General features: G+C 43.0%; 13 protein-coding genes. 4 read left to right on the top strand and 9 right to left on the bottom strand.

What is annotated here, in order from left to right; genetic code table 11:
- Positions 1-164 precede the first annotated feature (164 nt).
- The 8 genes from galE to ACXAGK_RS02640 form a co-directional block, all read right to left on the bottom strand.
- Positions 165-1187, bottom strand: coding sequence for a UDP-glucose 4-epimerase GalE (galE, locus tag ACXAGK_RS02605; protein WP_474853921.1), 1023 nt, complete (start codon positions 1185-1187; stop codon positions 165-167).
- A complete protein-coding gene (locus tag ACXAGK_RS02610; RefSeq protein ID WP_474808384.1) occupies positions 1184-1486 on the bottom strand; it encodes a DUF6170 family protein in 303 nt (100 codons plus the stop codon). The genes galE and ACXAGK_RS02610 overlap by 4 nt, the downstream gene beginning before the upstream one ends.
- A gap of 114 nt (positions 1487-1600) precedes the next feature.
- On the bottom strand, positions 1601-3121 hold the full coding sequence (locus ACXAGK_RS02615) for a peptide MFS transporter (protein ID WP_474853923.1): 1521 nt from the start codon (positions 3119-3121) through the stop codon (positions 1601-1603).
- A 214-nt stretch (positions 3122-3335) separates the two neighbouring features.
- Positions 3336-4454 carry a KpsE/RkpR family capsule polysaccharide export protein gene (locus ACXAGK_RS02620; protein WP_474827432.1) on the bottom strand — a complete coding sequence of 373 codons (1119 nt, stop codon included), beginning with the start codon at positions 4452-4454 and terminating at the stop codon, positions 3336-3338.
- A 12-nt stretch (positions 4455-4466) separates the two neighbouring features.
- Entirely contained in the window at positions 4467-5141 is a 675-nt protein-coding gene (locus tag ACXAGK_RS02625; protein ID WP_025254261.1) for an ABC transporter ATP-binding protein, read from the bottom strand.
- The gene (locus ACXAGK_RS02630; RefSeq protein ID WP_474853925.1) at positions 5138-5917 is read right to left on the bottom strand and encodes an ABC transporter permease; all 780 of its coding nucleotides are present in this window, start codon (positions 5915-5917) and stop codon (positions 5138-5140) included. Before ACXAGK_RS02630 ends, ACXAGK_RS02625 begins: the two co-directional genes overlap by 4 nt.
- 2 nt (positions 5918-5919) lie before the next feature.
- The gene (locus tag ACXAGK_RS02635; protein ID WP_474853927.1) at positions 5920-7749 is read right to left on the bottom strand and encodes a polysaccharide biosynthesis/export family protein; all 1830 of its coding nucleotides are present in this window, start codon (positions 7747-7749) and stop codon (positions 5920-5922) included.
- 4 nt (positions 7750-7753) lie between these two features.
- Positions 7754-8152 (bottom strand): hypothetical protein, encoded by a 399-nt coding sequence (locus tag ACXAGK_RS02640; protein WP_474853929.1) that lies wholly within the window; start codon positions 8150-8152, stop codon positions 7754-7756.
- Positions 8153-8671: 519 nt separating this feature from the next.
- On the opposite strand from ACXAGK_RS02640, the gene wecA reads away from it, so the two are divergent.
- The 4 genes from wecA to galU all read left to right on the top strand — a co-directional run bounded on the left by wecA (position 8672) and on the right by galU (position 12793).
- On the top strand, positions 8672-9733 hold the full coding sequence (gene wecA, locus ACXAGK_RS02645) for a UDP-N-acetylglucosamine--undecaprenyl-phosphate N-acetylglucosaminephosphotransferase (RefSeq protein ID WP_474853931.1): 1062 nt from the start codon (positions 8672-8674) through the stop codon (positions 9731-9733).
- Positions 9734-9846: 113 nt separating this feature from the next.
- Positions 9847-10734, top strand: coding sequence for a glycosyltransferase (locus ACXAGK_RS02650; RefSeq protein WP_474853933.1), 888 nt, complete (start codon positions 9847-9849; stop codon positions 10732-10734).
- Positions 10731-11603: a glycosyltransferase family 2 protein gene (locus ACXAGK_RS02655; RefSeq protein ID WP_474853935.1), complete on the top strand. Its 873-nt coding sequence runs from the start codon at positions 10731-10733 to the stop codon at positions 11601-11603. Before ACXAGK_RS02650 ends, ACXAGK_RS02655 begins: the two co-directional genes overlap by 4 nt.
- Positions 11604-11899: 296 nt before the next feature.
- Positions 11900-12793 carry a UTP--glucose-1-phosphate uridylyltransferase GalU gene (gene galU, locus ACXAGK_RS02660; RefSeq protein ID WP_474853937.1) on the top strand — a complete coding sequence of 298 codons (894 nt, stop codon included), beginning with the start codon at positions 11900-11902 and terminating at the stop codon, positions 12791-12793.
- A 128-nt stretch (positions 12794-12921) separates the two neighbouring features.
- Here the strand turns inward: galU and ACXAGK_RS02665 are convergent, their stop codons facing one another.
- Positions 12922-13233 (bottom strand): ComEA family DNA-binding protein, encoded by a 312-nt coding sequence (locus tag ACXAGK_RS02665; RefSeq protein WP_474853939.1) that lies wholly within the window; start codon positions 13231-13233, stop codon positions 12922-12924.
- Positions 13234-13425 lie beyond the last annotated feature (192 nt).

The following is a 13425-nucleotide window of genomic DNA, read 5'->3' on the forward strand; positions in this document are numbered from 1 at the left end:
TCGGATAAAGTTCGGGGGCAGGGGGTATTTATTATTATCTAATCTAACCCTTGACCTTAACCTCAACGCCAGCCTAGCTATATATACGCGCACAAAAAAGCCATGCTCGACAGCATGGCTTTTTAGTATGTGAATAAGCCTATTGGCAGCGTTCAAACGCCAAGCTAGTCCTTTGGATAGCCCATTGGGTTTTGCGATTGCCAATTCCATGTGTCTGCACACATGTCTTCTAAGCCTTTTTCTGCATGCCAATTGAGCTCTGTGGCAGCTTTAGTTGGGTCGGCATAACAGGCTGCTACGTCACCGCTTCTGCGTGGAGCAACTTTATAAGGCACAGTTTTACCCGAACCTTTTTCGAAAGCTTTGATCATTTCGATGACTGAATAGCCCTGACCTGTACCCAGATTGTATTTGTCTAAGCCCATGTTAAGGTTTAAACGATCAAGTGCTTTTAAGTGACCGTTGGCAAGGTCTACAACATGGATGTAGTCACGAACGCCAGTGCCATCAACGGTATCGTAATCATCACCAAACACGCTTAGCTGCTCTAGTTTTCCGGTAGCAACCTGAGAGATATAAGGCATTAAGTTGTTCGGAATACCGTTAGGATCTTCGCCGATTTGACCAGACTCATGCGCGCCCACCGGGTTGAAGTAGCGAAGTAATACTATGTTCCATTCGTTATCTGATACATAAAGATCGCTAAGCATATGTTCAACCATCAGCTTCGACATCCCGTAAGGATTGGTCGGTTGCCCTGTGGCCATGTCTTCGCGTAGCGGTAGCGATGCTGGGTCGCCGTAAACCGTAGCAGATGAGCTAAACACGATATTCTTCACATTGTGCTTCTGCATAGCTTTACATAGCGTTAGCGTGCCATACACGTTGTTTTCATAGTATGACAGTGGCTTTTGTACAGATTCGCCAACGGCTTTTAAACCGGCAAAGTGAATAACAGCATAAATGTTATGCTCGCTGAAGATGTCATCTAAAACAGCAGTGTCGCGAATATCGCCTTGCACAAATGTCACCGACTTGCCCGTCAGTGTTTCCACGCGACGCAACGACTCAGCACTTGAATTGGCTAGGTTGTCCAGTACGACAACGCCGTAGTTTTGTTCAAGTAACTGTAGAACTGTGTGGCTACCTATATAGCCGGCACCACCAGTGACTAGGATGGTCTTCATGCATTCTCCTTGCTAGACGGTTGCGCAATGTATTTAGCGCATATGGAATATTGAATAGGTTTTATAACCAATGGATAAACTAAAAATACCACAAAAGCCCAGAGTAACGAGGTCCAATTTGATGCGGTTTGAAGAATAAGAGCAAACACAGGCACGATAACAAGTAGCTTCAGAACATTCAGTAAGGTCTTTTCTGGAACCGTAAGCCGTTTAGCTGCCTTGTCGAGCAACTTAACGCGCTCTGTTAAAGGAAGACCTTGTAAGGCAGGAATGTCTCTCGTAGAAAAATAAAACTTCATAGGTTTGCTCTAAGCCTTTATTTCGAAACCTTAAATAAAAAAACCGCCGGAACGTTACGTCGCGGCGGTTATTGTAGGGTAATTGGTTAACACTTAAAACATGCTAACAATAAATTACGCTTTTTCTTCAATACCTGCTTTTTCCCAGAAACGAGACTTAAAGCTCATTAAACCAATCACGATAGCAATAGCTATACTGAATAGGGCAATTTGAAGATACAGGTCTGGCATCTGCTCAACCTTCTCTGGATCAAAGTTACCAGAAAGCAGGCCAGCAATAATGTTACCGATAGAGTAGGTTAGTACAAACACCCCCATCATTTGTCCTGCAAAACGCTTAGGCGAAAGCTTACTTACGGCGCTTAGTGCAACTGGGCTTAGGCAAAGCTCACCAACAGTATGCAAGAAGTATGTTGTAACAAGCCACATAGGCGCAACTTTAAGGCCTTGAGCAGCGTATTGTGACGCCATAAACATTACCAAGAAGCCCGATGCCATGATAACGATACCAATAGCACACTTGATGGTGTACGACGGGTCAATCATTCGCTTAGCAAGCTTAATCCAAAGGGCGGCGAAGAAAGGCGACAAAATGATAATGAATAGCGAGTTTGAAAGCTGGAACCATACCGTTGGAATTGCATCCATTCCAAATAGAGAAGTGATAAGCGAACCACTTTCAAGTACACGGTCGGTATAGTTCTGTGCGAATAGGTTTAACGAAGAGCCTGCTTGCTCAAAACCAGACCAGAAACAGGCTGATGCAACACACACTAAGAACAGCGCCCACATACGCTTCTTCTCGTTGTCGCTTAGTTGGCCTTTAAAATAAATAAAGCCGAAGTAAAGGAAGAAGATGACAGTAAAGGCAACGGCAACCTGTTGAGCAAGGGCAACAGGCTCAATAACGATGGTACCCATGTGCGCAAGTACAATGACAACAACTGCGAGGGCAACTACTGCCCATACGCCCATCCATGCACGCTGTTTAGCCGCGCCTTGATATGGGTTTGCTGGTGTCACAGAATCAGCCGAAAGCGAACGGTTGCTGAAGTAATATTGAATTAGGCCAATAGCCATACCAATAGCAGCTGCACCGAATGCATAGTGCCAGCCCCAATTTTCCTGTAAATAACCAGTCACTAGGTAGGCGATAAGAGAGCCAATGTTAATACCCATGTAATACAGCGCATAGCCACTGTCACGACGGCCATCATCCTCACCATATTGCTGACCAACCATGGCTGAAATATTGGGTTTAAGTAAGCCGGTACCTGAAGCGACAAGAATTAGGCCTACGAAAAATAAATTTTGTAAGTCTATCGCAAGCACTACGTGACCGGCGAAAATGATAATGCCGCCGTACCATACAGCGCTTTTACCACCGATCAAGCGGTCAGCTAGCCAACCACCTGGCAGCCCTAGAAAATATACCGCACCTGTGTATAGGCCATAGATAGCGCCAGCGGTTGCAACGGTAAAGCCTAGCCCTTGGGTTTGTAAGCTTGCTGTCATGAAAAGAACAAGTAGCGCGCGCATTCCGTAATAACTCATGCGCTCCCACATTTCTGTAAAGAATAGCGTTCTTAGGCCCCCTGGATGGCCGAAAAAGCTAGTATCGTTAGATGGTTTCATAATTATATTTTAATTCCATATTGCTTATGGTTGTTATTGTAGAGCACTTATAGGATAGGCTCTTTGATAGTAGTCCGTAAGGCGGATAGCTTCTTATACTAGAGCTTGCTTAAAGACACAAGATTTGGGCGACAAACTACATTAAAGCGGTGTCAATTGACCAAGTCTTAATCGACTTAGCCAATTGACAAAAGGGTTTGCTGAAAGGGAGTCCCTAAAGTTCGCGGATGGTCGCCACTACAATTCTTACAATTCCGTAAATAAGCAGCAATGACACACCGAAAAGAACCAGGTTATAGATAACCGTTGGGTAAGCATTATCGTCTGGAAGGGTAGGCGATTCTACCGTGACCAAGTGTTGCAGTTTTTGATATGCCTCTACGCGCGCATTCTCAAGGGTGATAAGCGATGACGAGTAAGCTTGAATAGCCAACTGAAGCTGAACCTGCAGGTTGCTGTATTGTGCCATAAGCTCACTCACTGACAGTGCCTCGCTTTCACCTTCAGCAGTACTGATTCGCTCTTTCTGCTTTTCTACTTCTTTTTGAAGTGCAGCTATTTCACGCTTAATATTGATGACTTCAGGTGCGACATTAGACATCATGGTCGACATGGTACTTAGCTCAGCTTTTTTCTGGGCAAGGGTTGCCTCTAATGAAAAAGCAATTTGCTGAAACGCTGCGCCTTCAGCAGTAGGGTCAAGCACGTTGTATTTAGATTGAAAACCTAAAATTTCAGTCTTTGCTTGCTGAAGCTTTTGTTCAACGATTTCATGTTCACCTTTAGCAAAAGTGAGTTTTGATTTCGCCAAGTTGTTATTGATGTTGTTGATAAACTCTTCTGCCTTATCAACAATAGCCTGGTTGATTATTTGCGCATATTCCGCATCAAAGGCACGGGTACGCAGGCTAATTACAGAAGACGCTGAATCGACGCTTACTTCAATATGATTTAGGTAAAACTGGTAAAAGTCTTCTTGCTTATGAGAAGACGACAGGCCGCTAAACATATCAGCTTTGTCTGACATGTAATGCTCTCGAAGGCCAATAGTCTCATCTAGATACTTAATCATATCGGCAGATTGAATATAAGCTTCTACAAGCTGACTTTCTGTGCCGCCTGATGCACCAGAAACACCAGCAGCCATCAATAGGGAAGATGGGTCAAAGCTGCTGCCGCCATCGCTTGATTTAACGATAAGTTGGCTTTTACTTTCGTATTGTGGTGCCGCCCATAGAACAAGGTATGCGGCATACAGTACCCATGGAAGTACAAGCAACAGCATTTTGTGTTTACTTAGAAGGGCATTGAGCTGTGTAAGAGATTTTTCCACTGTGATTTGAACCTATTTAAGTGATTTCTTATTGTCTGCATCCTGCGTATAAACGTCGATGCCTTCTTCGAGATCGTGATAATAAGTGAGTTTTCCATCGTCAATGATGACGGCAGAAGTACAGAATTCGCGGATTTGGTCAAGTTCATGGCTTACCATAATAACGCCGGCTTGCTCGCTTTTTTCCTTAAGCGATAAACGCGCTTTTTTTCTGAAAAGCGGATCGCCTACTGATGTCGCTTCATCGATAAGGTAAATATCGAAATTAATATTCATGCAGCACGCAAACACCAATTTGGCGCGCATGCCCGACGAGTAAGTGCGAACGGGAAGATCAAAGCGTTTACCTAACTCAGCGAACTGTTGCACCTTTTCTTCGTATTCAGGGAGGGATTTAACGTTATTGATCCGTCCCACAAAGCGCGTGTTTTCACGCCCGGTCATTTGCGGGTGCACACCGGTTTGCAGAGCCACCGGCCACGACATAGATTTGTTCGTTAAAACACGGCCTTTGTCGGGGTATTCACTTTTCGCTAGCATGCGGAACAGGGTTGACTTACCCGCACCATTTTTACCTAGAATCGCGACGTTATTCTCGGTTGGAAAATCAAAATTTAGATTTTTAAAAATATATTGAGGACCCATTTTGCTGGGATAGCTCTTTGTTAAATTTTCTATTCTGATCATCGAGATAACACCCTCTTCCACGTAATGTGGTACATCGAAAGGCTGAGGAATACTGAGATAATTGTTATTTCGTAAAGAAAAGTCAACGATACGCCCCTCGTTCCATAAGACTCAAAGCATGCATAGCGAGCAAGTTCGTTGAAATGTACTAATGGATTCCACGTCAGATACGGCCAATATTCTTCGGGTAAGTCTTGAAGGCTGAAAAATACACATGAGATAAACATCAGTGGGCGAGTGAGCATCGACTTTATCTTGTCAACTTCTGGAATGAAAGCTGCTCCAATCGCAAATATAAGTCCAATAGATATTGAGAAAATCCATAACAGAAGAAAAAGCGAGATTAGTAGCAGAGGGTCATTCACAGTAAATGTTTCGCCCATCAAATATAAAGCTAGGATTAAAAGTATTACTACCAGAACTTTAATCGAAAATTCTAGAAAGCCTGCGGTGAGTACTGAGGAAATTGGCTGAACTTGGCGAAATGCATATAGAGGTTTGTTCCTTCGAATTGAAGTTGAAACTGATTGCAAACATGATGTCAGAGACTGCAAACCCACCATTCCAATCATCATGAAAAGAAAAAGAGGTATAGAATGTATAACGCTCCCGCTTATCAACCCCCGTAGGTATGACATTAAAAATATGAACGTAAAGGGCTCTAAAAATGCCCATCCCAAGCCAAACTTATCGTTAAATTTACTTTGAAGCTCACGCAGGAAAAGCGCAAAAATAACGCCTCTCCATGCATAGAGCTGATCTTTAAAAGTTACCATGCTTAGTTAGTAGCAACGTTAGCTGCAATAGCAATTTGATAAACGATTTGGGTAATATCTTTAACAGCTTGCAGTACTTTGGTATCAATTGCAGGCAGAACGATAATCTGATCCCCTGGCTCAAGCTTGCTTTCATCGCTTGAAAGGAATGAGTCGTTCACGCTTGAAAAAGTAACGTTCCCATTTTTGCGAACAATAAGTATACGCTCGTCTTCAGCGCGTTCAGTAAAGCCGCCAGCCCAAGCTACGTAATCTTCAGTCGTTGCATCTGGGTTAAATACTACAGATTGTGGTAGTAGTACTTCACCGCCTACATGTATCAAGTCAGTCACTTCAGGAATGACGATGGTGTCATTAGGTTCAAGCAGAATATTCGCTATGTCGCCGTTTTCAGATACAACAACACGGCCTTGTGGCTCTACTTGCCTTGCTCGAGCTATAAAGTCTGCAACAAGCTGTGCTTCTTGAGCGCGTATAGCACCTTCACCCGTCGAGCTTATCGGAGCGGTATACATGCTTCTCTCAAGACGCTGTAGACCTTCTTCAATGATTTCCTTTTGCTTAACGGCAACACTTTCTCTAAGTAGGTAGATATTTTGCGTGTCAGAGAGCGTGGTATCAGCTTCAATATGATCTAACACGTCAAGTAAGCGTGCGCCTTTATCAACCATGATTTGTGATGCACCTGCGAAGGCGCCAGCAACATTGATTCGATATATTTGCGGCTCGTGATCCGCAATGTATTCTACCGTGTCGCCTGCGCTTAGCTCTAAAGAAGCGAACTCTTTTAAATCTAGGTAGCGTGCGAACTGTTTATTATTGCGAACACCTGATACTGAGGCATGAGAAGCGAATTCACCAGGTCGTGCAAAGTAATTAACCACGCCACCGTTAAGCTCTTCATTTAAAAATTCAAAGGTAAAGCTATTGCGAGCACCGGTTTCAACAACGATAGTGTTGCCAATTGGGTGCACTAAAATGGTGTCGCCGTCTTTGAAGGATACTTCTGGAAGCTTTCCACTTCTAAAAAAGGCATACAAGTCTGCAGATGCGACGACCTTACCATTGCGAACGACATCTATTTGCCTAAAACTGCCGCGCTGGAAATCGATGCCGCCTGCACGTTTTAAATAATAAAGCACGCTATCTGAAGCAAGGCCGGCGTATTGACCGGGGCGCAATACTGGCCCTGATACAAATATGGACACCGGGGTCGACGTAAGAAGGTTTACGTAAACATTCACATCATTGGTATACACCTGCCTGATTTTCGCTGTAACCGTTTGGTTAACGCTTCCTGCTGGTGTATTTGCGACTCGGATAGGGCCAATATTAGGAATAAAAATATTGCCTTGGTTATCTACGGTAACTACGCTAGAGAAATTGACCGCGCCCCATAGCCAAATATTTATTTTATCACCCGGCGCCACTAAATAATTGTCGTTTAAGCCTGAACTGCGCTCTGACTCAAAGCCACCAATAAATAGGTTCGCAGCAAATGGCGGATTTTCCATAGGGGGTTGGGCAGGAAAAACCGTTTCAATAGTAGGTTCTCCAGGTAAATTTACACCGTTTCGCGGCTGAGTGGAAAATTGCCCCATCGAGTTTGCAGTACCTGTGGCGCCCGGCAGAGTTCGCTGTGTCGAGATACTAAGAGGAGAGACTGACTGCGCAGCGCCTCCGCTTTGCGATTGTTGAGCCCTTTCTCTTAGCTGCTGTAGTTGTTCGACACTTTGTGCGAAAACAGGTTGCAAAAGAAGGCAGCCAACTACTGCTGAACATGCTGTTACTGAAAGCGTTTTGATTGTGTTTTTTATATCCATAAACTTCATTAACTTATTCACCTTGCGCGGTTGCCGAAACTACGAGAGGAGAAACGACTTTCCATCGCCCATCCCGCTGGCAAGTGGTTACTTTGCGCTGCGCGCCCGTCGGAACCGAGTCACTGTCTTGTAAAGAAAAGCGGATACACTTATTGCCGGTGGCTGAAATGTAGTGTTTGGTGGCTGCGTAATCATAGTCACCAAAACGTATTGAAAAAGATTCTTTTTTATCAAAATAAATGTTGGCTTTTGGAATATTTATTGCAGACTCTTTTTCCGGTGCTAGGGAATATGCAAGAGAAGAGTGCACCAAGGGTATGTCAGCTTCGGTAACTGTAGGCGAGTTAGTACAACCTGCGGCGCTCACAATTAATGCGAACGGCAAAATTAAACGTTGGAATTGTTTGAACATTAGCTTTCATATCCATATAGCAATTTCGCGCTAGGATAACACAAGTTTTAAAAAAAGCATGTTTGCTATCACAGTGGCGCTAAGGTTTAAGACTTCAAAATGACTATATTGTTATTGGAAAGTTCACAATGAGTAGGAAATTTAATAGTTAGTGAAATAATTGCGCTTGTGGTACGTCTACATTTTGTATTTGCGAGTAACTGAGATGTCACGAAATGGCTTCATGTGGCAGTTAGCGTAATATTTGTGCGTGGTAAGCGCAGCTAAAACTGTAACTATTACGAAATGTTTTGAAACGATAATTTTGCGATTGGGGTGGTTACTTAAACAAATGTTTTATATCATATGGCAGTTTTCGACCCGCATAGTTATAACGACAAACCCTCACCGCGCTGGAAGAAATGGAAGTTGTACAAATATGGAATCGATATTGAGCTTTTTAAACAAATTTACAAGTGCATTGGTCAGGCTGGAAAACTCGCGTGTTTCGGTAACCGGTGACGAGAGGTTGTGTGTTTTATGCTAGCGTACTTGCAGTTCGTCCCGCTTTTTACTGCATTTTTCGTAGCCCTAATTCTTTTAGTGGTGATGACGCCTCTAGCGCATCAGTTTGGTTTAGTTGATCAACCTACAGCACGTAAGCGCCACGCAGGTATTGTCCCTTTAACAGGGGGCGTGGCTATATTTATGGCTGTACTTGTTGCAAGCGTCGCCACCGATGTGTGGATGAAAAATAACCCGCTATTTTTTACCGCATCTGCTTTTGTAGTTTTGCTTGGTATGCTGGACGACCGCTTTGATTTAAGTGCGAAAGGTCGCCTTATGTGTCAATTTGGCGTGGCCGCCATTATGGCATGGAGCGCGCAAAATTATATTACGTCGTTAGGCAATATCTTTGGAACTGGCGAGGTGCTTCTCGACCTCGGCGGCTATTTCTTCACCATCATTTGTGTTGTCGGTGTTATCAATGCATTTAACATGATAGACGGCATTGATGGTCTTGCAGGCGGTATGAGCCTGGTTATATTGCTTACCGTGGCAGGTTTTTTAATTTTCACTGGTAATGGCGCCTCTATTATGGAACCACTTATTATTGTGGCTGCTATTGTTCCTTTCTTGGCGTTTAACCTGAGTTGGAAAGGGTTCAAAGGGAACAAGATATTTATGGGCGATGCAGGCAGTATGTTTGTCGGTCTCACCATCGTATGGCTACTTGTTGATCACACCCAAGGTGAAACGGCTGCGTTTAGACCTATAACAGCGGTGTGGCTTGTTGGGCTTCCCTTGATGGATATGGCTGCAATCATGTACCGTCGAGCGCGCAAGGGGCAGTCTATGTTGAAACCAGACAGGCAGCACCTTCACAACATTTTCATGCGAGCAGGGTTAAGCAGTAGGCAGTCACTGGTTGCAATATTGTGCCTAGGCGCGTGCTATTGCCTTATCGGTATATTAGGCGAAGTTTATCAAGTACCTGAAGCGTTTATGTTCTATGGTTTTATTGGGCTTCTAGTCGTCTATAGTCTTGTGATTCAGCATATATGGAGCGTACTTCGCTTTATTAAGCAAGTCAGGACCTAGATTCGGTAAAACCCATAGCAGGTTGCATAAAATCTCTGTAACATACTGTCGAAAAAGAAGCGCGTAAAAGCGCTTTTATTTCCTCTGTTACTTTTATTGCTGGTAAATAATTCTTGATAAATCAATTCTCCGTCATTCACAACCAAAACAAAAAGAAGCATGTTGAATCGATTGTCGCAATGGCCGTTTATCAAGCTGACAATGCGAAATGGTTGCGAGAGGCTATCGAGAGTATAACAGGTCAAACTTATACCGATTTTCTCTTTATCATTGTTATCGACGGGCCGGTTCCAGAGCCCATTACTCAAGTACTTCAACACGCTGCAAAAAATGACGATAGAATTATATTGGCGCAAAATAGCCAAAATATCGGTCTTGCAAGTAGTATGAATTCTGCCATCGATTTTGGCTTGCAGTTTACCCCCTCTTATTTTGTGAGAATGGACGCAGACGATATCTCCGAAGAACACAGACTTTTGCGCCAAATCACTTACCTAAATCGGCATAGCAATATTTCGGTTCTAGGCTCAGCGCTCACTGAAATAAATGAAAGCGGGAAAAAAGTCGGAGCGAGAGTAATGCCTGCTTCACACAAACAAATAACCCGAATACTACCTAGGCGCTGCTCGCTAAATCACCCTACAGTGGTGATTCGTTACAACGTGTTTCATGATGGACACAGATACAATGGCGACTTACTTAACACACAAGATTATTTTTTCTGGGTTTCACTAGCTTCACAAGGTTATATCTTTAGAAACCTGAAGGACAGATTATTAAAGTTTAGAAGAGTGAATAACTTCTATAAGCGGCGTGGGCTGAGCAAGTCTCTCAATGAGTTTAGAGCGCGCATCTTTGCGATCACTAAATTAAAACAGTTTTCACCCTATAACTTTTTTTATGCTTGCGGTGTCTTATCACTGCGATTGATGCCAGGGAAAGTGGTCAAATTAGCATACAAGCTCGACAGACATTTGTTAGAGAGGTTTGGTAAGCATTGAAAACAGGGATTGTCGTAATACTTTATAACCCCGATATTGACCACCTTACTAGTGTGATTCAGGCTTTTTCGACTCCAGAATGGGATTTAGTGCTAGTTGATAATTCAGCTAATGCTAATGAACGTTTGAATACATCTAGCTGCACTTACATTCATTGTGGAACCAATCTGGGTATTGCTAAAGCTCAAAATATAGGTTTGGAAAAGCTTTTTGATAAAGCTGTTGAATACGCTTTCCTGCTCGACCAAGATAGCCAGTTTACACCTAGCATTGCCAATGAATTATTAGGCCAATTTACTACTTTGGAGCAAGAAGTGCCTATCGCCGCTATAGGTCCCTCTATTTACTGTCAATTTTCTGATTGTGTTGATCAGGGTGTGCTTCAAAAGGGTAAAAAGGTCTCCGATAGCTTGAAGGAAGTGAAACAAATTATTGCCTCAGGCATGCTTATCTCTCGTCGTGCTTTTGAGAAAGTGGGCGGAAAAGAAGAGGCACTTTTCATAGATGGTGTCGATCATGAATGGTGCTGGCGAGCTCGAGCTAAGGGTATGGTCATTTACCAGTCGTTGAGCGCTTGTATGCCTCATCGGCAAGGCGACGATAGAGTGAAGGTATGTGGTGTTATGTTTAAGCAAGGTGCTCCCATTAGACTCTACTATCAGTTTCGCAACGTACTTATTCTTGCCCGACGTAGCTACGTTCCGCTTTATTGGAAGCTCCGTCATGTTTGTGCAATACCCGTAAGGTATCTTGTTAATCGATTTTGCTTTGGGCAGGGAAAAGCGAGAGGTCAATATATGCTTCACGGGTTAAAAGATGGTTTTATGCGCAACGGCGGTCCTATTCGATCAAACAAGTGGGCTAAATAAGCGTCGCTAATCAGCTACTTCTAACCGATTGGTTCGTAAGTAAAGTGAAAAATATACTCACTGCTCTTTCACTGAATTGGTGCATTATATATTATTTATCCCAAATTTTGTGCATTAATGAGTGGAAAATAACCGTAATGCCCATTTTCAAGACATAAATGCTCTAAAAGGGTAATTGGAACATCGATTGCATTACTCTTTTGTATAATAGCGAACATAGATAAGCTTAAGCAATAAATGACGGCAAGGCGCCGATTTGAGCGAGTAACTAGGATTTTAAAAAAGGATATTAACTTATGAGTCAGGTTAAAAAAGCGGTAATTCCTGTAGCAGGTCTTGGGACGAGAATGCTTCCGGCAACGAAAGCTATCCCTAAAGAGATGTTACCTGTGGTTGATAAGCCACTAATTCAATACGTTGTTAGTGAATGTGTTGCGGCTGGTGTAAAGGAAATTATTCTAGTAACTCACGCTAGTAAGAACAGCATTGAGAACCACTTTGATACTTCATTTGAACTTGAAGCTACGCTTGAAAAGCGTGTTAAGCGTCAACTTTTAGAAGAAGTTCAGTCAATTTGTCCGAAAGATGTAACTATCATGCACATTCGTCAAGGCGTAGCTAACGGATTAGGCCACGCGGTATTGTGTGCACGCCCGTTAATCGGTGATGCTCCTTTTGCTGTAGTGCTTCCTGACGTAATTATTGATGATGCAGCGAGTAACCCGAAAAAAGATAACCTTGCTGATATGGTTGCTAAATTCAATACCAGCCGTGTAAGCCAAGTTATGGTTGAGCAGGTACCAGAAGAAGATATCTCTAAATTTGGTATTGCTGATCTTGATGGAGCAGCTATCACTCCAGGTGATTCAGCGAAAATTCACGCAATGGTTGAAAAGCCACCTCGTGACGAAGCGCCATCAGACCTAGCTGTAGTAGGTAGATATGTGCTTTCAGAAAAAATTTGGGATTTGCTAGAGTTTACACCACCAGGTGCGGGCGGCGAAGTTCAACTTACCGATGCTATTGATGCATTGATGAAGCTTGAACAAGTAGATGCTTACTACATGAAAGGTAAGAGCCATGATTGCGGAAGCAAGCTAGGCTACATGAAAGCTAATGTGGAATACGCATTGCGCCATCCTTCTTTAGGTGATGAGTTTAAAGAATACCTAGCGTCTGTAGTGAAATAATAGAGTATTTCGGAAGCTACAAATAATATAAAAATGCGCCAATATTGGCGCATTTTTTTTAATCACTTTTTTGTACTCTGCTAAACGAACCATTAAATTGTTATCTAAAGCCGTTAAGCTAATGTCATTTACTTAACGCGTACATGACCTTTTATCTTACTTAGCATTTTTTCGCCAATGCCTTTTACTTGGGTTAGCTGCGCGACTTCAAGAAACGGTCCCACTTCTTCACGGTACTGAATAATCGCTTTTGCTTTAGACTGACCAACACCTGGTAGCGAAATTAACTGCTCCACAGTCGCTGAGTTTAAGTCGATGCGCTGTTGCAGGTTTGTTTCTTTATGCTGTGTTTGCTTAATACTTTCTACTTCAGCATGAACCACAGGAGCTTGAATAGCTAACGCTGATAGAACGAGTAAGCCAGATATTAATTTTTTCATCATCTTTCCTTGTAAGTGTTGCTAAGTACGCTACCCAATTTTGAGGCATTACGTCTTAGCTAAATGGGAATAAATTTATGTACCCAGAGTGCACTGACTTTTTCTAGTCTTAGTACTATCGAAACTAACTCGTCCATAACTATTAGACTCTATTCGATGTAGCGATTAGTAACAAAGCGCAAAGCACTTTAG

The organism is Alteromonas sp. ABM1_013 (assembly GCF_056160505.1).